The 16,848-nt window shown below is 61.9% G+C and carries 18 protein-coding genes and 1 pseudogene; 9 read left to right on the plus strand and 10 right to left on the minus strand.

Annotation, left to right across the window (positions count from 1 at the left end):
- Window positions 1–36: 36 nt before the first annotated feature.
- A complete protein-coding gene (locus tag UP10_RS32950) occupies window positions 37–1,197 on the plus strand; it encodes an epoxide hydrolase family protein (RefSeq protein WP_044591334.1) in 1,161 nt (386 codons plus the stop codon).
- A 213-nt stretch (window positions 1,198–1,410) separates the two neighbouring features.
- Entirely contained in the window at window positions 1,411–2,028 is a 618-nt protein-coding gene (locus tag UP10_RS32955) for an invasion associated locus B family protein (protein WP_044591335.1), read from the plus strand.
- 31 nt (window positions 2,029–2,059) lie between these two features.
- On the opposite strand, the gene UP10_RS32960 is transcribed toward UP10_RS32955, so the two are convergent.
- Window positions 2,060–2,887 carry an aldo/keto reductase gene (locus UP10_RS32960; protein WP_044591336.1) on the minus strand — a complete coding sequence of 276 codons (828 nt, stop codon included), beginning with the start codon at window positions 2,885–2,887 and terminating at the stop codon, window positions 2,060–2,062.
- Window positions 2,887–3,873: pseudogene (locus tag UP10_RS32965) on the minus strand (glutathione S-transferase family protein). The gene UP10_RS32960 and the pseudogene UP10_RS32965 overlap by 1 nt, the downstream one beginning before the upstream one ends.
- A 705-nt stretch (window positions 3,874–4,578) precedes the next feature.
- On the opposite strand from UP10_RS32965, the gene UP10_RS32970 reads away from it, so the two are divergent.
- Complete coding sequence (locus UP10_RS32970; RefSeq protein ID WP_044591406.1) at window positions 4,579–5,697, plus strand: acyl-CoA desaturase; 1,119 nt, start codon at window positions 4,579–4,581, stop codon at window positions 5,695–5,697.
- Here the strand turns inward: UP10_RS32970 and UP10_RS32975 are convergent.
- From UP10_RS32975 to UP10_RS32985, 4 genes are all read right to left on the minus strand, one after another.
- Window positions 5,694–6,653, minus strand: coding sequence for a LysR family transcriptional regulator (locus UP10_RS32975; RefSeq protein WP_044591337.1), 960 nt, complete (start codon window positions 6,651–6,653; stop codon window positions 5,694–5,696). The two genes, UP10_RS32970 and UP10_RS32975, sit on opposite strands and share 4 nt — an antisense overlap.
- 106 nt (window positions 6,654–6,759) lie before the next feature.
- Window positions 6,760–7,017, minus strand: coding sequence for a hypothetical protein (locus tag UP10_RS44730; RefSeq protein WP_044540373.1), 258 nt, complete (start codon window positions 7,015–7,017; stop codon window positions 6,760–6,762).
- 34 nt (window positions 7,018–7,051) lie between these two features.
- Window positions 7,052–7,936, minus strand: a complete 885-nt coding sequence (locus tag UP10_RS32980; RefSeq protein ID WP_044591338.1) for a pirin family protein — start codon at window positions 7,934–7,936, stop codon at window positions 7,052–7,054.
- A gap of 41 nt (window positions 7,937–7,977) precedes the next feature.
- Window positions 7,978–8,376, minus strand: coding sequence for a DoxX family protein (locus UP10_RS32985; protein WP_044591339.1), 399 nt, complete (start codon window positions 8,374–8,376; stop codon window positions 7,978–7,980).
- A 183-nt stretch (window positions 8,377–8,559) separates the two neighbouring features.
- Here UP10_RS32985 and UP10_RS32990 point away from each other — a divergent pair, with 183 nt between their 5' ends.
- Together UP10_RS32990 and UP10_RS32995 are read left to right on the plus strand one after the other, a co-directional pair.
- Window positions 8,560–9,006: an Rrf2 family transcriptional regulator gene (locus UP10_RS32990; RefSeq protein WP_044591340.1), complete on the plus strand. Its 447-nt coding sequence runs from the start codon at window positions 8,560–8,562 to the stop codon at window positions 9,004–9,006.
- Window positions 9,007–9,146: 140 nt separating this feature from the next.
- A complete protein-coding gene (locus UP10_RS32995) occupies window positions 9,147–9,791 on the plus strand; it encodes an NADPH-dependent F420 reductase (RefSeq protein ID WP_044591341.1) in 645 nt (214 codons plus the stop codon).
- A gap of 143 nt (window positions 9,792–9,934) precedes the next feature.
- Here UP10_RS32995 and UP10_RS33000 read toward each other — a convergent pair whose 3' ends face one another.
- From UP10_RS33000 to UP10_RS33015, 4 genes are all read right to left on the minus strand, one after another.
- Window positions 9,935–10,420 carry a nuclear transport factor 2 family protein gene (locus UP10_RS33000; RefSeq protein WP_050043897.1) on the minus strand — a complete coding sequence of 162 codons (486 nt, stop codon included), beginning with the start codon at window positions 10,418–10,420 and terminating at the stop codon, window positions 9,935–9,937.
- Window positions 10,421–10,481: 61 nt separating this feature from the next.
- Window positions 10,482–11,342 carry an NAD(P)H-binding protein gene (locus UP10_RS33005; protein ID WP_044591342.1) on the minus strand — a complete coding sequence of 287 codons (861 nt, stop codon included), beginning with the start codon at window positions 11,340–11,342 and terminating at the stop codon, window positions 10,482–10,484.
- Window positions 11,343–11,383: 41 nt separating this feature from the next.
- A complete protein-coding gene (locus UP10_RS33010) occupies window positions 11,384–12,457 on the minus strand; it encodes an alkene reductase (protein WP_044591343.1) in 1,074 nt (357 codons plus the stop codon).
- A 170-nt stretch (window positions 12,458–12,627) separates the two neighbouring features.
- Window positions 12,628–13,530, minus strand: coding sequence for a LysR family transcriptional regulator (locus UP10_RS33015; RefSeq protein ID WP_044591344.1), 903 nt, complete (start codon window positions 13,528–13,530; stop codon window positions 12,628–12,630).
- 180 nt (window positions 13,531–13,710) lie between these two features.
- On the opposite strand from UP10_RS33015, the gene UP10_RS33020 reads away from it, so the two are divergent.
- From UP10_RS33020 to UP10_RS33035, 4 genes are all read left to right on the plus strand, one after another.
- Window positions 13,711–14,457, plus strand: a complete 747-nt coding sequence (locus UP10_RS33020; protein ID WP_044591345.1) for an SDR family NAD(P)-dependent oxidoreductase — start codon at window positions 13,711–13,713, stop codon at window positions 14,455–14,457.
- 136 nt (window positions 14,458–14,593) lie between these two features.
- A complete protein-coding gene (locus UP10_RS33025; RefSeq protein WP_044591346.1) occupies window positions 14,594–15,454 on the plus strand; it encodes an alpha/beta fold hydrolase in 861 nt (286 codons plus the stop codon).
- The gene (locus tag UP10_RS33030) at window positions 15,451–16,086 is read left to right on the plus strand and encodes a glutathione S-transferase family protein (RefSeq protein WP_044591347.1); all 636 of its coding nucleotides are present in this window, start codon (window positions 15,451–15,453) and stop codon (window positions 16,084–16,086) included. The genes UP10_RS33025 and UP10_RS33030 overlap by 4 nt, the downstream gene beginning before the upstream one ends.
- 32 nt (window positions 16,087–16,118) lie before the next feature.
- Complete coding sequence (locus UP10_RS33035) at window positions 16,119–16,823, plus strand: flavodoxin family protein (RefSeq protein WP_082077369.1); 705 nt, start codon at window positions 16,119–16,121, stop codon at window positions 16,821–16,823.
- The last annotated feature ends 25 nt before the right edge of the window (window positions 16,824–16,848 follow it).

Consider the following 16,848-nt stretch of genomic DNA (forward strand, 5'->3'; position numbering starts at 1 on the left):
CTATCTTTCGGGAGAGTCCAGCCCCGGGGAGACGCCATGACCGCCGCCATCAATCCGTTTCGCATTTCCGTCGATGACGACGTGCTCGAGGACCTCCGCACCCGGCTGCGCCGGACGCGCTGGCCCGAGGCCGAGCTGGTCTCCGACTGGAGCCAGGGCGCGCCGCTGACATGGATCAAGGATGTCTGCCGGACCTGGGCCGAGGAGTATGACTGGCGCGCGCGCGAGGCGCGGCTCAATCGCTTCAACCAGTTCACGACCGAGATCGACGGGCTCGACATCCATTTCATCCATGTCCGCTCAAAGCATCCGAACGCCGTGCCGATGATCATCACCCATGGCTGGCCGGGGTCGGTGGTCGAATTCCACAAGGTGATCGAGCCGCTGACCGACCCGACGGCGCATGGCGGCAGCGCGGCGGATGCTTTCCACGTGGTGTGCCCATCGCTGCCAGGGTTTGGATTCTCCTCCAAGCCGACCACGACCGGCTGGGGCGTCGACCGCATCGCCAAGGCCTGGGCCGTGTTGATGGAGCGTCTCGGCTACAGCGGGTATTTCGCGCAGGGCGGTGATTGGGGCTCGGCGGTGACGACCGCAATCGGCGGCCAGGATGCCGCGCACTGCGCCGGCATCCACATCACGCTCGCGATGTCGACTCGCCCCAATGTCGAGGGACAGCCGACGCCGGAGGAGACCCGCGCCCTCAACGGCATCAAATACTATGCCGATTGGGATTCCGGATACTCCAAGCAGCAATCGACCCGGCCGCAGACGCTCGGTTACGGCCTGACCGATTCACCAAGCGGGCAGGCGGCCTGGATCCTGGAAAAATTCTGGGCCTGGACCGACTGTGACGGCCATCCCGAAAACATCCTCAGCCGCGACGAGTTGCTCGACAACGTCATGCTGTACTGGGTCACGGCGACAGCCGCGTCGTCGGCGCGGCTCTATTGGGAAAGCTTTGGGCCGAACAAGCGGACCGTGCACAAGGTCACGGTTCCGACCGGCGTTAGCGTGTTTCCCAAGGAGATCGTCACCCCGGTGCGCAAGTGGATGGAGGCGAGCTACACCGACATAAGGCACTGGAGCGAAATGCCGAAGGGCGGGCATTTCTCCGCGTTCGAACAGCCGGAGCTGTTCGTCGGCGAGGTGCGCAAGTTCTTCGGGACGCTTCGCTCCACCCATCCTACGGACTGATCATCTCCGCTGCTGCTTGCTTGCGGTCTTGGCGCCGCGAGCCACTGCCCAAAAGTACCCGCCGCAGAATGCAACAATCGCAACAATCACACCGGCGGCGATAATCTCTTGCATGTTTGAAGCTCTCCAAGTACACATGTCCCATCTACGTGGGAAGTTTGCCCACGTAAAGAGAAAAAATTGGATGCGGGCGTGATGAGACGGGGTCGGTGCATGGTCAAAGCCAACGCAGCAGAGAGCTATCTTCGAGCGATCGCAGCTCTCGCCCTCATTGCTATCTTCGGTTCAGCGCAAGCCGCTCGGGCTCCGAATACGTTGGAAGCCGATGGGGGTGCCGTCTCCATTCCGATCGGTCCACGGGGCCAGACGTCCGCAGTGGCGGTACAACTCCCCAAGGGCGCTTCCGCGATATCAGAGACTTACGGCGATTGGATCGTCAAATGTCTGGTCGACAACGGCACAAGGCTCTGCACGCTGAGCCAGGCGCAGCTCTCCAAGGAGACCAACCAGCAAGTCTTCGCCATCGAACTGATTCCCAGGGAGGGCAAAGCCGAAGGCAACATGCTGCTGCCGTTTGGGCTGAAGCTCGACGCCGGTGCCACCCTCAAGCTCGATGGCAAGGATCTGGAGCAGGCTCGCTTCTCGACATGCACAGCGCAAGGCTGCCTGCTTCCAGTGTCCTTTCCAACGGTCGTGACCGAAACCATGAGCAGGGCCAAGATCCTCACCGTTGCCGTGCAGAACATCAGCAACGGGCAGGCCATCGTCGTGACTGTCCCTCTCAACGGCTTCGCCGCGGCCCTCGAGCGCACCATTCAACTCGGAAGCTGACCGGCACGCGTCGCGCCTGGGCGATTGTCTCCTAAGCATCCCAGGCTGGGGCCAGCCCAGGCGGATCGACGATCCGGCTGTTCGGCCTGACGAGCGTCTGCATGGCGGCCATTTCATCCTCGCCCAGTTCAAAATCGAAAATGGCCAGATTTTCAGCGACGCGATTGGGGTTGGTGGTTCGCGACAGCGCGACAACATTGCCTTGTTGTATCAGCCAGCGAAGCACCACCTGCGGGACGCTCCGCCCGTGACTTGCGGCGATGTCAGTTATTGTCGGGTCGCCAAGCACACGGCCGACGGCCATCGCACAGTAAGCGGTCACCGCAAGCCCGGCCTTGCGTGTCGCGCCCGATAGCAGGGACTGGTCGAGGTAGGGATGATACTCGAACTGGTTGGCGACGAGTGGAGTTGCCGAGAGATCAATCGCTTGATGGAGCAGTTGCCGATTGAAGTTGCTGACCCCGATATGACGGACTTTGCCCGCCCTCACGGTTTCGTTGAGCAGGCCGATCTGCTCGGCGAGAGGCACGCCATCGTGAGGCCAATGCAACAGCAGCAGATCGATGTAGTCGGTTCTCAGATTCCTCAAGCTTTCATCGACAGACGCGGCAAACCGACTCGCCGGATAGTTGGTGACCCAGACCTTGGTTGTGATGAACAGTTCCGAGCGCGCGATGCCCGACGACACGGTGCATTCGCCAACCTCGGCCTCATTGCGATAGATCTGCGCGGTATCGATGTGGCGGAAGCCTCCCTTCAACGCAGCAGGAATCATTCGCAGCATGTCCGCGCGCTGCATCCCATAGGTACCGAACCCAATGGCGGGAATTCTGGCGCCGTTGGCGACGACGTCGTGCATCAATGCATTCCTTCAGAAAAACTGCGATTGGAAGGCGGGTCGAAATCGAGATCGGGCCCGATCGGGACAATGCCGGACGGATTGATCCAGCGATGGCTTCCGTAATAGTGCGCTTTGATGTGATGAAAGTTCACCGTCGGCCGAATGTCCGGATGACCGTACAGTTCCTTGGTGTATCGCCACAGCGAAGGGTAGCTGACGATCGGCCGGCGATTGCATTTGAAATGCCCGAAATAGACCGCGTCGAACCGGATGAGTGTCGTGAAGAGGCGAATATCGGCTTCCGTCAGATGATTGCCGAGGAGAAAGCGCTATCGCGACAGCCGTTGTTCCAGCCAGTCGAGTGTATCGAAGACTCTCTCGACTGCCGCATGATAGGCAACTTGAGAGCCGGCAAATCCCGCCGCATAGACGCCGTTGTTGAAGTTTGCATAAATGCGTGAATTGATCTCGTCGATCTCTACGCGCTGTTCTCTCGGATAGTAATCGCCTGCTTTGGCTCCGAGACCGTCAAATGCCGAATTGAACATTCGCAGGATGTCCGCAGATTCGTTGGAGACGATGGTGCGCTCCTTTTTGTCCCACAGCACCGGAACGGTGACGCGTGTCGTGGACTGAGGGTCTGCCAGGAGGTAAAGTTGATAAAGCTTCTGCGCTCCGTTTATTCGGTCCGGAATCACATCGGGGCCGGCATCGAACGTCCAGCCGTCCTCACCCATGTGCCAGTGAACCACCGAAAGGCCGACGATGCCGGCCAGTCCCTTGAGGTTTCGCATGATAAGCGTGCGATGGGCCCAAGGACATGCAAGCGATACGTAGAGATGGTATCGGTCAGCCCCCGCTTCGAACACTCGCGCCTCGCGAAAGCCGCCCTCGTCCGACCGAATCCAGTTACGGAATATCGATGGAGGCCGCTGCAGTGTCCCCTTCGAGAGGACCGCGTCGATTCCGCTCCGCTGCCAAATCCCTTCTACGAGCTCACCCATGAGCATGAACCTTCGACTGTTTGAAATGATCGGTATCTGTTGCGGTGGAATTGGCTCGCTGCCTCAACCAACGTTGTCGCGAACCGTTGACCGCATTGATACCTCTCACGGTTGCAATGAGCCGAACAGGCGATATTTTTCGAATTGATCCATCGGAACTGGCGATAGGAGAGCAGGCCGCGCGCTTGCGCTTTTCGCCTCAGCGACAATGCACAGCATCGCCATCCGCGCCCGCGCCGGCGCCGGCGCGCGCCGAAGTGAGCTGAGGGAGGTTGCCCGCAAGGCGGTGAGCGTCATCTGTGGACGCAAGGTCGAGGCGGACTGAGCGGGTACCGAATTGGTTCGAGCCGCCCTGAGCTGCGACCGAGTATCGTCTGTTCGAGCCGAACGAGCGTGGGGTAGGTTGGCCCGAGCCGTGCAATCCCGGGGTAGAACGGGGAGCCCTTGCGCAGTGATCCGGCACCGGCCATATACTACCGGTCGAGTGTCGGCCAAAGGACTTGGCCTCCACGCCGCTTTGACCAGGGATGTCCTGGCAAAGCCTCTGGTTTCGTGACCCCGCGACTGGTTTTCGGCCGCGGGATTTTTTATGACAACACGCGCGATGCCGCCAACGCCAGGCCTTGAGCCGTGGGCCCGCGCATCAGGGAAATCGAGGTTGCGAACGTGCCCACCGATATCGATCTGGATGATCACGACGACATCATGTACCCGCAGGTCCTCCCATTCCTGCTGGTCCACGCTGGATGCGTCGCGGCGATCTGGTCGGGCGTCTCGTGGCAGGCAATTGCGATTTGCGTCGCTCTGTACGGGTTACGCATGTTTGCGATCGGTGCCGGGTATCATCGCTACTTCTCGCACCGAGCCTACGCAACAAGCCGGACGTTCCAGTTCATCGTCGCATTCCTGGCCCAAAGCACCGCTCAGAAAAGCGTGCTTTGGTGGGCCGCAAAACATCGGCATCACCACCTTCATTCCGATACCGAACAAGATGTCCATTCGCCCCGGCACAAGGGCTTTGTGTACAGTCACGTCGGCTGGATCTTCTATCGGCAGCATGACGCGACCGATCTGGTGAAGGTGTCGGATTTTGCGTCCTATCCCGAGCTGATGTGGCTGCACAGGTTTGAGCTCTTGCCGGCGTTCGTGATCGCGGGTCTGTGCTTCCTCATCGCCGGATGGTCGGGGCTCGTGGTCGGCTTCCTCTGGAGCACGGTGCTGCTTTATCACGCGACGTTCTGCATCAACTCTCTCGCGCATGTTCGCGGGCGCAAGCGGTACGTGACCGGCGATGACTCCCGCAACAACTGGCTGCTGGCCCTGCTGACGATGGGGGAGGGGTGGCACAACAATCATCACGCCTATCAAAGCAGCGCCAGGCAAGGGTTCCGCTGGTGGGAGGTCGATGTGACCTACTATGCTCTGGTGGCCTTGTCGTGGCTCGGGATTGTCTGGGATCTGAGGAAGCCGCCCGAGCGGGTTCTGCGCAATGAGCATCCCCTGGCATCGCGCGTGGTCAAGCGAACGGCCGAGCAGCTCGCCGCATGTTTCAGTCCTGAATCGATCGCGATGGATATCAAATCGTCAGTCTACGAGACCGGATTGTCGGTGCGGGACGCGCTTGTTCTATTGCAACAGCGGGTCGATTTGCGTCTGCCTCATATGCCGACCCGTGACCGGTTGCTGGCCGAAGCCCGGCAGATGTTCGCAAAGACCAGATCTTTGGACGCCATTGTCGACCGTGCCTATGAACATCTCGTCGAGTCTGTCGGCTCCCTTTTGGCTCGCGACGTCCTTGCGATGGAAACCGTTAAAGGCGGCTAGGCTTTCGCAGACCGTCTTGCCGTTTTCCTGGTGACCGGTGATTTCGGCACCTTGCCCGTTTCCATCGGAATTTCCTTCAGCCGATCGACAAACCAACGCCCGGCGGGGCCGGGCGGTGACTTGGTCTGCCACACCGCCGACATCGGCAGAATCAAACCATCCGGAGGCACGTCTTCGATTGGCAGCACGGAGAGGCGCCCCTCTTCCAGATCCTTGCGCACGGCATGCAAGGGCATTCCGCCCCACCCGAGACCCTTGAGCAGGAAATGATGCTTGGCGAAGAGATCGGCAAGCCGCCACGTCGCAGCCGACATCACGCCGAATTCACGTCCCGATGATAGCTCCGACCTGTCGGTGAGAACGATCTGGGTATGTTTTCCGAGAACCTCCCTGGGAATCCTGCCGCGATAGGAGGTCAGGGCATGATCGCGGGCCGCAACCATGAGAAACGCGATACCGGGCAACCGCTCATAGGTCAGCGTCTCCGGAAGCACCGGGAGCGATCCGATGACGCCGATGCTGCAACGGCCGTCGAGCACGGGTTTGATGGCACCTCCGAGCGCCTCGACATAGATGCGGAGCCCCACGCCCGGGTATTTTTCCCGAAACTCCTTGGCCAGTTGGGTGATCGCGTCGATCGGATAGAAGACGTCAATCACCACGGACAATTCCGGCTCCAGGCCTCCCGACATGCCCTTCGCGCGGGCCTTCAGCAGGTCGACCCCGGTGATGATGCTGCGCGCATCGGCCAGGATCGCCAGTCCCGCCGAGGTGAGTTTGGGATAGCGGCCGGAGCGGTCGAACAGCCGCACGCCAATCTGGTCCTCGAGGTTGCCGATCGTCTCACTCACCACCGACTGCGCGCGCAACAGCTTGCGGGCGGCGGCAGAAAAACTTCCCTGATCGACCGCGGCGATGAAGGTGCGCAGTTGATCGAGCGAGACGGCGTCGAGCATGGGATCTACCTATCGATCAAACCGATACGAAATCGCCGGAATGTACCGCCCGATTGGCGGCCATATCAACCGTTGAGGCTGCGCGCTTCGACGCGTCCCGTTCTGGTCAGAGCGCCCATTGATCTTCCTGGTCGCTCCAATAGCCTCGGTTCAAGCGCCGGACGATCTCTTCGCTCATCGCCGGATCGGCTGCTGTCGCGATAGTGACGCCGTCTTGCGTGACGATCTCGCGGCCTCTTGCCTCGACCGGGAAGTGGTCCGGTCGCAGCGGCAAGCGTCGATCGGACCTGTCCCGGCACTCCCGGGCATGGGCCACACGTCGCAAAAGCTGAACTCCATCTGATCCAAACATCGTTTCCTCCATCGTGAGTATTCAACTGGATTGAACTCTCTCGGCCTCAGCGTCTGGCGGTCGCCGGGACACCCTGCAAGACACCCTGATTGTGCAGCCGGCGGCCGATCTCGGCGATGTTGCTCTCGCCAATTCTTAAGGACTCCGCGTTGGTGTGCACGGAGTAGTGCCCGGTCACGAGGTCGTAGGGGTGTTTGACCGCGGAGCCGACGATGAAGCCGGCATCGGAGAGCGCTTCGAACGCGATCGGCTGATTGCCCTCTTCGAACACGGCGAGTTCGCCCATCGAGACTTGCTCCGGCGTCGTCACGATCCCCTGATGCGCTGCGATCCAGGTGACGTCGTGTCCCTTGGCCGGCTGAAATATCCAGCGGTCTCCGGCGTTGAGGCGCACATCGAGGTAGGTGATGCCTTGAGGCGAGCCGACGATGCTTTTCACACCGTCATATTCGCCTGCGATCACCCTCGCGGGACCGGAAAAATGGAAATCGGAGGCGTCAAGATACTGGCTTTGCGGGTCGGCAAGTTCGAGTTCGGGCGGCATCGCGATCCAGAGCTGAAAGCCCTTGATCCGTTCGTTGCCGAACATTCCGCCGGTATGCCAAACGCCGCTGCCGGCGCGCATCCACTCGACACCGTCGGTCTCGATGACGCCTTCGCGGCCGGTGGTCTCCTTGTAGGACGCCTGCCCGGACAGAATGAGGGTGAGCGTCGCTATTCCTGAATGGGGATGAAAGCCGAATTTTGGCGCGGTCGCCGGCTCGGCGTCGAAGTAGTCGAGAAAGACGAACGGCTTGATCCGTTCGCCAATGTCGCCCGGGCTGACCAGCCGGGTGACGCGGCCATGCGAGTGTCCACGCGTGCGCAAGGTAATCTTCCGGGACGTCTCTTCGGCGCGGATAGGACGCGTGAACACTGCATTGGTCGTCATTGTCGTTCTCCCAAGGTTTGGCTGTCGCTGCGTTTCAAGGCTCAGCCCTTGACCCGCTGAAGCAGGGCAACGAGTTCATCGCGGCGCAGGTAGACGACTGTCGCGTTGAGCAATCCCAGCACGATCGCCGGAGCCGGACTGGTGTGCAGGACGAACAGATGGGTTGCGACGGCACCGACCATGGTGCCTCCGAGCCACAGCGCGCCGATCGAAGCCAGGCCGGGAACGAGCAGGGCGACAGCGCCGGTCACTTCGACGACGCCGGTCACGACGCGAAACCACTGGCCGAGTCCGATCTGCTCGAAGATGTCGACCATGAAGGGAGCGCCGGCCAGTTTGGCGACGCCGGCAGCCAGGAAAGCTGCTGCGAGGATGCCCTGGAGCGTCCAGGCACCGATGCGGCGCGAGGGACGGGCTGATTGGATGGAAGTTGCACTCATGTTGGTTCTCCGTTGGGTGAGGGTTGAAAGTGAGGAGAAGCTAGGGTGCCGGCCGCCATGCCAACAGCCGATTTATTTAGATGAGATATATCGGTCAGACCGATAGATGGTGTGCCGGGGAAAAGCGCATTGACAGCGTCGATTATATGTAATAACGACATCGACACACTTTCGGAATGTGTCATGCCAACGAGTACGCGCTTCGCCGTCGCCGTTCACATCCTCACCGCGCTTGCGGTGGGCGATGGCAAGCCGATGCGTTCCGAAGATCTCGCCTATTCCGCCAATACGAGCCCGGTCGTGATCCGGGGGCTGCTATCGCGCCTGAGCGATGCGGGATTGACCCGGTCGCAGCTCGGTGCGGGTGGTGGAACGATGCTCGCGAGAGCTGCGAAGAAGATCAAGCTGCTCGACGTCTATGAGGCCGTCGAGGACACCGAGCTGTTCTCACTGCATCGGACACCGCCTTGCCAGAGCTGCGCGGTCGGCGGCAACATTCTGGAGGCGATGCAACCGACATTGATGCGCGCACGCAAGGGGCTTGAGAACGAACTGGCAAAGGTCACGATCGGCGACATCGCCTCCGAGGTGGCGCGCCTTGGGAAGTTCACCATGCCACTAGCATGGTGACCTGTTTTTTGCATCAAAATGTCATTACGTCGTCGACATATAATCTTTTATTCGACGTCGATGCACGTGATGAAGCGGACAGCATTTGGGGTGCTGCTGTTTCGAAGCAACTCGACCCCACCAACAACAGGAGTTAATGGATGAGTATCGGAATTATCGGAGCGGGCGCCCTCGGTTCGAACGTGGCGCGATTGCTGGCAAAGAGTGGACTCTCGGCGACGATCGCAAACCGCCGAGGTCCGGAATCACTGGCGGAACTTGTGGCGAAGCTTGGCCCTTCGATCAAGGCTGGCACCGTGGATGAAGCTGCAAGCGCCGATATCGTTCTGGTGGCGTTGCGCTGGGTCGATCTCGAGAAGGCGCTGGGCCACCTGCCTGCCTGGAACGGCCGCATCGTGATCGACGGCACCAATCCGGTCGCGTTTCTTGACCCGGATTCGCCCGATGCCAGGGATCCGAACAATCCGCTCGCTGCCTACGGCATCAAGGCCATCGATCTCGGGGGCCGGCATTCCAGCGACGTGTTCCGCAAGTTTGTTCCCGGTGCGCGCGTCGTCAAGACGTTCAATCATTTCGATGTCAGCGTCCTGCCGGAGCCGGCGGTGTCGGGTGGCCAGAGGGTGCTGTTCTATTCGGGCGACGATCCCGATGCCAAGGCCGCGGTTCGCAAGCTTCTCGAGCGGACCGGCTATTTCCCGGTCGACCTCGGTGCGCTCGACGTCGGCGGACCGCTTGCTTCGCTGCCTTTTGGCGCGCTTGCAGCCACCAACTTCATCAAAATCTGACCGCAGGGGAGCGGTCGCTTCCGCGTGGGATCAATCGGTCCGAAGTGCTTGCGCACTCCGGGCCGATCGAGCTCGACGGCAATGCTGATCGCGCCCGTGCAGCCGATACGTCTCCGGTCGTGCCACCGGAGCGATGGGCCGGGCTAGCCGGTGCCCAGTGGGCGGTTGTCGATCCAGTCGACCAACAGCTTCCGCTGCCGGAAATACCAATGACCGTCCATCTTCACGAACTGATCCAGGTACCGGATTGAAGCGATCATCAGACTGCGATGGGGGCCATCGACTTTGACGTGATGCGCAAGGCAGTAGGAGACCCCGGTTGCGGAGTCCTGAGCCCAGGCTACGGTGCTCTGACCATTGAAATGCGTGGTCGCCTCGTACGTCTTCAGATTCTCGAAGACGGGGCGCAGGCCGTCGCGGCCGCGGATTTCCTGCGTGGGGACAGCATTGCGGCTATCCATGTAGACGAGAAACTCGGTGTCCGCCGTGAAGAGCGACATCTGGCCTTCGACGTCCCGGCGGTCTGCGCAGGAGGCATAAGCGTCGACAAGCTCACGAATGGCGAGGCGGTCAGCGGCTTCTTGCGAACTGAAATCGACATGACGAGATCGTTGCACTGGAGGCGCCATCTATTACTCCTTGGCTTCACGTCGTCCCAGCTTGGCGAGAGATCGGTTCGGGTGCAAGCCTTCAGGTCGAATGCGATGTCAGCGCACCGGCCAACACGTCGCGGAGAGGCTTGGCCGGCCGGCCGCATAGGCGCTCGACGTCGCCGGTGACAATGTCGAACACACCCGCTGCGAAGCTCGCCTGGATGCCGGCGACGATGTTGACGGCGCCTGCCGGCAGACCCGCCTGCGTCAGTCCGGCGCGCAATTGCTCTTCGGTGACGACACGGAACGCAAGCGGCCGGCCCGCGATTTCGGCGATGAGGCTCGCGCGCTCCGCACCCGAGAGGCGCTCGGGGCCGGTCGCGTTGTAGATCGCGCCTGCATGGCCGTCGCCGATCAGGATTCTTGCCGCGGCGGCCGCTACGTCATCGCGCGCGACGAATGCCGCGCGGTTCTCGGCGAGACCGGGCAGCACACCCTGGCCCAGCGCCGCCTGCGCCAGTTGCACAAAGGCTTCGGCATAGAAGTTCATACGCAGGATGGTCCAGGCCGGCGCCGTGGAGATCAGATGCTGCTCGCCCCGCCAATAGGAGGCGCCGCGCGCCGGCTCCTCCTCCTGCCGCGTGCCCACGGCCGACATGAAGACGATATGCTTGACTCCTGCCTTCACGGCCGCGTCGATGGCAGCGACATTCTGTGCGCCGCGCTTTCCGGGCTCGGGAGCGACGGTGGTGATGATGAGCAGACGATCGAGACCCGCATAGGCCTGTGCAAGGCTTTCGGGCCGGTCGTAGTCCCCGAACCGTGCTTGAGCAGGTCCAGAGATGGTGTCGGGCGTACGCGTGATCGCCACGACCTCATGCCCGGCGGCGCGACGCAGCAGCTCTGCGACGACGGCTCTGCCCAGATGGCCGCTGGCACCGCTCACACCGATCTTCATATCAACCTCCAAATAGTTCTCTGCAAAGTAAACACGCAGACTTACGCGGCGTTGGCCGCCTCAAGCGCGGGATAATCGGTATAGCCCTGCGCGGTGCCGCCAAAGAAGCTGGCGCGATCTGCTTCGTTCATCGGCGCCGCGGTCTTCACCCGTGCGACGAAATCCGGGTTGGCCAGGACCATTTGCCCGTAGGCTTCCAGATCGGCCAGCCCCGATGCGATGTCAGCACCGATCTGGTCGCGCGGACGACCGGGCCGGTTCGCGATCAGCGCCTGCTTCCACCGCGCGCGGATGTCGCCCACGAGTTGCTCGTTGCCGGCATGGAGGACGTGCACATAGGCAAGACCAAGCTTGTCGAGTTCGTCGACCAGATAGCGATAGAGTGCTGGACCCTCCGCGCCTTCGTCGATTCCCCACATGGCGATGCCGGGCGACAGGCGGATCGCCGTCCTGTCCGCGCCGATCTCCTCGGCAATCGCGGTCGCGACTTCGATGGCGAAACGGGCGCGGTTCGCGATCGAGCCGCCATATTCATCGGTGCGCGCGTTGGCGTTGGGAGCGAGGAACTGTTGGACGAGATAGCCGTTCGCGCCGTGAATCTCGACGCCGTCGGCGCCCGCCTCGATGGCGCTGCGCGCCGCATGGCGGAAGTCGGCGATGGTCTGGCGCACTTGCTCGGTCGTCAGCGCACGCGGCGCGGCAATGTCCTGCATCCCACTCGCGGTGAACATCTGGGTCCCCGGTGCGATCGCGGAGGGTGCCACGGCTTGACGATGATGCGGCGTATTGTCGGGATGCGACATGCGTCCAGCGTGCATGATCTGGATGAAGATATGGCCGCCCTGGTCATGCACGGCCCGGGTCACCTTCTTCCACCCAGCGATATGCGCAGAAGTATAGATGCCCGGGGTCGCGAGATAGCCCTGTCCGTCATCCGAAGGCTGCGTGCCTTCGGTGACGATCAGGCCGACGCTGGCGCGTTGGGCATAATATTCGGCGGCCAGGTCTCCTGGCGTGCCATCGAATTTCGCGCGGCTGCGGGTCATCGGGGCCATGACCAGGCGGTTTGGCAGAGTGTAGCGTCCGACACGGACAGACGTGAATGATTGGTTCATGGTTTTCCTCGGCACTCGCTTATGAGGAGAACTAGGAACTGCACCGCAGACGGATAAGTCAGCTTATTCCGATGGGATCTATCGGCGTATCAGATACGGCGTCGGGGTATCACCCCGCCATCCCGAGCAACTGGCGCATCGTCGGTCCAGCTCGGCGCGACAGCCGGCGCCTAACGACTGCCGTTCTTCGTAACGCGAGACTTCAAATCCTCGACGTTCGTCAGGATGAATTTCAACAGCGGCGATGTGTTCGCCTCGTTGTAGCCGGCGACCAGGTCGACTGTTGGCGGCGCACCGCGTATCGGTCGGCTGACGACGGTTTTCGGCAACAGATTTTGCGCATAGAGCGGAAGCAGCGCGATGCCCCCGGTGGACGCCACCAGCGAAATCGCCATTGCCAGGTTCTCGGCCTGATGGTCGGGTTTCACGCCAAGGGGCTTGATGTAATCGTTGATGGCAGCCCACGCGGTCGGTGCCCGGACCGGGGACACTCCGATAAACGTCTGGCCCGCGATGTCCTGCGGGCGAATCGAGCTCCGCCCAGCCAAAGCGTGGTCGCGCGGCATCAGGACGATCAGCGGGTCCTTGCGCAACGGCACGAATTCCAGTCCGGACGCCTGCTTTTCCGGACGCATGAAGGCGAGGTCGATCTTTCCGCGACTGAGAGCCGCTGCGAGATCCGGCGAGTCCTGGCTGCAGATGACGACTTCAGTGCTCGGCAATTCGGCGCGCAGGATTTCCATCACGGCCGGCAGCCAGTCCATCTCGTAGCCGGTGAGGAAGCCGATGGTAAACAATGTCCGCGGCGGTTGCGCCGCCCGCCGCGCCGCCTCCGTCGCCGCTTCCGCCTGCGTCAGCGCCAGCCGTGCATGGTCGAGAAAGGCCCGGCCGGCGGCCGTCAATTCGATGCCGTGCACGCCGCGTATCATCAACTGAACGCCGACCTCGTATTCGAGATCGCGGATCTGACGGCTCAGTGAAGGCTGCGCGGTGTGCAGCCGTTTTTCAGCTGCGAGCGTCAGGCTGCCCTCTTCGGCGACCGCGATGAAATAACGAAGGTGCCGCAACTCCATTCTCGGCTTCCATATCTCTCGGGCATGCCCACCAACTTATAAAGTCTTTGGCGAAGACGCCGCCGGTTCCTACCTGCGCAATCACGGCAGTGCCCTCGGGAGACACCTGCAGGGCTTATAGGCCTCCCGGCGAGATAATCCATGCTTCGCCGGCAGGAAACATCAATGAGGAACCGGAAGATGAGCAACCCAGTCGTATTGATCACCGGCGCCTTGACCGGCATCGGCCGTGCCGCCGCCATCGCGTTCGCCAGGAAGGGCGCGAAGGTCGTGGTATCCGGCCGGCGTGACGAGGCCGGCAAAGCCCTCGTCAAGGAGTTGCGCGCGCTCGGGTCGGAGGCCGAGTTCATCAACGCCGACGTCCGCAAGGAAGACGACGTTCGCGCACTGGTCGACAAGACCGTCGCGCGGTTCGGCCGTCTCGATGTCGCGGTGAACAACGCAGCCACCGAAGGGCAGGTCGGTCCGATCACGGACCAGACTGCGGAAAGCTTTGCCGCGACCTTCGAAACCAACGTTCTCGGCGTCGTCCTGAGCATGAAGCACGAAGTGCGCGCCATGCAGGCCCAGGGCAGCGGCAGCATCATCAACATCTCCTCGACCTACGGACATCGCGGCGCGGCTTTCGCCTCGATCTACGTCGGGGCCAAGCACGCCGTCGAAGGTATCACCAAGTCGGTGGCGCTCGAACTCGCCAAGTCGGGGATTCGGGTGAATGCCGTCGCGCCCGGACCCACGGACACCGGCATGCTGACTCGGTTCACCGGCAGTGCGGAGAACAAGGCTGCCTTGGTGAAGCAGGTACCGCTCGATCGTCTCGGCCTCTCCGAGGAGGTCGCTGACGGCATCGTATTTATCGCGTTGGACGGAGCTAAGTGGATTACCGGAGAAATCCTCAACGTCGACGGCGGTATGACCGCGAGCTGACACGGTACGGGGCGCGTGGGTTGTACCGCGCCCAGTAGGGGCGCGGTGCTCCCGAGGAATCCTTTTCGCAGATTTCGATGCGCGCCGCCGCCTTCGACCGCTTCGCGTATTGGCTTAATCCACCGCAGGAATCTCAATGACCCAGCACAATCACCAGACCGCGCCGACGCAGTTCGTCGAAGCCAACGGCATCCGCTTTGCCTATCGCCGCTTCGGCAACGCAGCCGGCGTGCCGCTCCTCTTCAACCAGCACTTCACCGGCACCATGGACCATTGGGACCCGGCAGTGACCGACGGTTTCGCCAGGGATCGCGAAATGATCCTGTTCAACAACGCCGGCGTATCGAGTTCCTCCGGCGAGGTGCCCACCAGCATCGAGAAAATGGGCGCCAACGCGGTGGCGTTCATCAGGGCGCTGGGACTGGCGCAAGTCGATGTGCTCGGCTTCTCGATCGGCGGCTTTGTCGCGCAGGAAATCGCGCTTCAGGCGACTGACCTCGTGAGGCGGCTGGTTCTGGTCGGCACCGGCCCACGCGGTGTTGAGGGCATGGCTACGCTCACGCCAGAGGCGCAGGAGATCTTCGGCGCCACCTATGACGAGCCCGATCATCTCTGGCTTCGCGTGCATTTCACGAAATCTGAGAAGAGCCAGGCTGCGGGCCACGCGTTCCTCGGGCGTTTCCGGCGACGCGCCGAGAACCGCGATCCGGAGGTCAACGAGAAGGTCGCGCCCGCCCAGATCGAGGCGATCGGCGAATGGGGCGCGCCACGGGAGAGGCCGTTCGAATATCTGAAGTCGATCCACCAGCCGGCACTGGTCGTGAACGGCGGCAAGGACGTGATCATCTACTCCGTGAACTCCTTCATCCTGCAGCAGCACCTGCCCAGCGCCCAGCTCATCCTCTATCCCGACGCCAATCACGGTTCGCAGTACCAGGATCCCAAGCGGTTCGTTCGGGACGTTTCCCAGTTTCTGTCCGAGGAGGAATCTCGATGAAACTCTACCACTCGGCATCCTCACCCAATTCGCGACGCGTGCGCATATTCCTCGCCGAAAAAGGGCTCTCGATTCCCTTTGCCACAGTCGATCTTGGCAAAGGCGAGCAACATTCCGACGCCTACCGCGCCATCAACCCGCGCCGCGTTGTGCCCACCCTGGTGCTGGAAGATGGCACCGCCATCGGCGAAGTGCCGGCGATCTGCCGGTACATTGAGGAATCCCATCCGATGCCGCCTTTGCTGGGCGAGACGGCGAAGGAGAAAGCTCTGGTGGCAATGTGGGAGCGGCGTGCCGAACTGGAAGGTTTTGCCGCAGTCATGGAAGCGATCCGCAATTCCGCACCCGGCCTCAAGGGCCGCGCAATCGCCGGGCCGCATGACTACGAGCAGATTGGCGAACTGGCAGAGCGTAGCAAGCTTCGGGTGAACAATTTCTTCGCCGATTGTGACACTCGATTGAGCGAGGTTGCTTTCGTGGCCGGCCAACGCTTCTCCGTCGCCGACATCACCGCGCTGGTGACGGTGGATTTCGCCGTCAAGGCGATCAACCTCGCTATTCCCGGCGAGCATCGTTCACTGAAGCGCTGGTACGACGCTGTTTCGAACCGAACCAGCATGACTGCGCAGTGACGCGTTTTTCGACCCCGAGGCACCGTTCCCACATGACAGTTCCAGTGAAAATCGTTGTCGTCTATCACAGCGGATATGGTCACACCGTGAAGATCGCCGAGGCAGTCGCGCGTGGTGCGGCGGCCGTCAACGGCGCAAGCGTGGAGCTCGTCACCGCGGAACAGGCGCCGGGCCGATGGCAGATTTTCGATGGTGCAGACGCCATCATCATGGGAGCGCCCACTTACATGGGCAGCCTGTCGGCACCGTTCAAAGCGTTCATGGATGCGAGCTCGCACCTTCAGTATGCGGAGAAGCGCTGGGAAGGCAAAATCGCCGCAGGCTTTACCAACGGCGCGTCCCGTGGCGGTGACAAGCAGAACTCGCTCGTCCAACTGATGACATTTGCGGCCCAGCACCAGATGCATTGGGTCAATCTCGGGATGAACTACGGGAACAATCGCTCCTACACCAACGAGGACATCCTCAACCGCGACAGCTACACGCTCGGGATGGCGGGCCAAGCCGACATGGACCAGAGCGGCGACCTCGCACCGCCGCTGTCCGATCTTCGGACCGCGGAATTCCTTGGCCGCCGAGTGGCCGAGGTCGCGCAGGAGCTATCAGCCGGCCGGGCGGCGCTCGGGCGGCCGACCAGTCGAGGCGTTTCGGGTGGCGCCGACAATCAGGATCCAGAAGGCCGGGGTGTGCTGGCATCCGCGGGCACTAAAGGTGCCACCGGGCGGGTCACCGCCTGAATGCTCGTACGATCCGATTCAAATT

The sequence above is a fragment of the Bradyrhizobium sp. LTSPM299 genome (assembly GCF_000938235.1).
Lineage (GTDB): Bacteria > Pseudomonadota > Alphaproteobacteria > Rhizobiales > Xanthobacteraceae > Bradyrhizobium.

Bases quoted from the DNA above. Each gene is read 5' to 3' on its own strand.
- UP10_RS32950 (WP_044591334.1), top strand. From the start codon at position 37: ATGACCGCCGCCATCAATCCGTTTCGCATTTCCGTCGATGACGACGTG.
- UP10_RS32955 (WP_044591335.1), top strand. From the start codon at position 1,411: ATGGTCAAAGCCAACGCAGCAGAGAGCTATCTTCGAGCGATCGCAGCT.
- UP10_RS32960 (WP_044591336.1), bottom strand. From the start codon at position 2,887: ATGCACGACGTCGTCGCCAACGGCGCCAGAATTCCCGCCATTGGGTTC.
- UP10_RS32970 (WP_044591406.1), top strand. From the start codon at position 4,579: ATGTACCCGCAGGTCCTCCCATTCCTGCTGGTCCACGCTGGATGCGTC.
- UP10_RS32975 (WP_044591337.1), bottom strand. From the start codon at position 6,653: ATGCTCGACGCCGTCTCGCTCGATCAACTGCGCACCTTCATCGCCGCG.
- UP10_RS44730 (WP_044540373.1), bottom strand. From the start codon at position 7,017: ATGGAGGAAACGATGTTTGGATCAGATGGAGTTCAGCTTTTGCGACGT.
- UP10_RS32980 (WP_044591338.1), bottom strand. From the start codon at position 7,936: ATGACGACCAATGCAGTGTTCACGCGTCCTATCCGCGCCGAAGAGACG.
- UP10_RS32985 (WP_044591339.1), bottom strand. From the start codon at position 8,376: ATGAGTGCAACTTCCATCCAATCAGCCCGTCCCTCGCGCCGCATCGGT.
- UP10_RS32990 (WP_044591340.1), top strand. From the start codon at position 8,560: ATGCCAACGAGTACGCGCTTCGCCGTCGCCGTTCACATCCTCACCGCG.
- UP10_RS32995 (WP_044591341.1), top strand. From the start codon at position 9,147: ATGAGTATCGGAATTATCGGAGCGGGCGCCCTCGGTTCGAACGTGGCG.
- UP10_RS33000 (WP_050043897.1), bottom strand. From the start codon at position 10,420: ATGGCGCCTCCAGTGCAACGATCTCGTCATGTCGATTTCAGTTCGCAA.
- UP10_RS33005 (WP_044591342.1), bottom strand. From the start codon at position 11,342: ATGAAGATCGGTGTGAGCGGTGCCAGCGGCCATCTGGGCAGAGCCGTC.
- UP10_RS33010 (WP_044591343.1), bottom strand. From the start codon at position 12,457: ATGAACCAATCATTCACGTCTGTCCGTGTCGGACGCTACACTCTGCCA.
- UP10_RS33015 (WP_044591344.1), bottom strand. From the start codon at position 13,530: ATGGAGTTGCGGCACCTTCGTTATTTCATCGCGGTCGCCGAAGAGGGC.
- UP10_RS33020 (WP_044591345.1), top strand. From the start codon at position 13,711: ATGAGCAACCCAGTCGTATTGATCACCGGCGCCTTGACCGGCATCGGC.
- UP10_RS33025 (WP_044591346.1), top strand. From the start codon at position 14,594: ATGACCCAGCACAATCACCAGACCGCGCCGACGCAGTTCGTCGAAGCC.
- UP10_RS33030 (WP_044591347.1), top strand. From the start codon at position 15,451: ATGAAACTCTACCACTCGGCATCCTCACCCAATTCGCGACGCGTGCGC.
- UP10_RS33035 (WP_082077369.1), top strand. From the start codon at position 16,119: ATGACAGTTCCAGTGAAAATCGTTGTCGTCTATCACAGCGGATATGGT.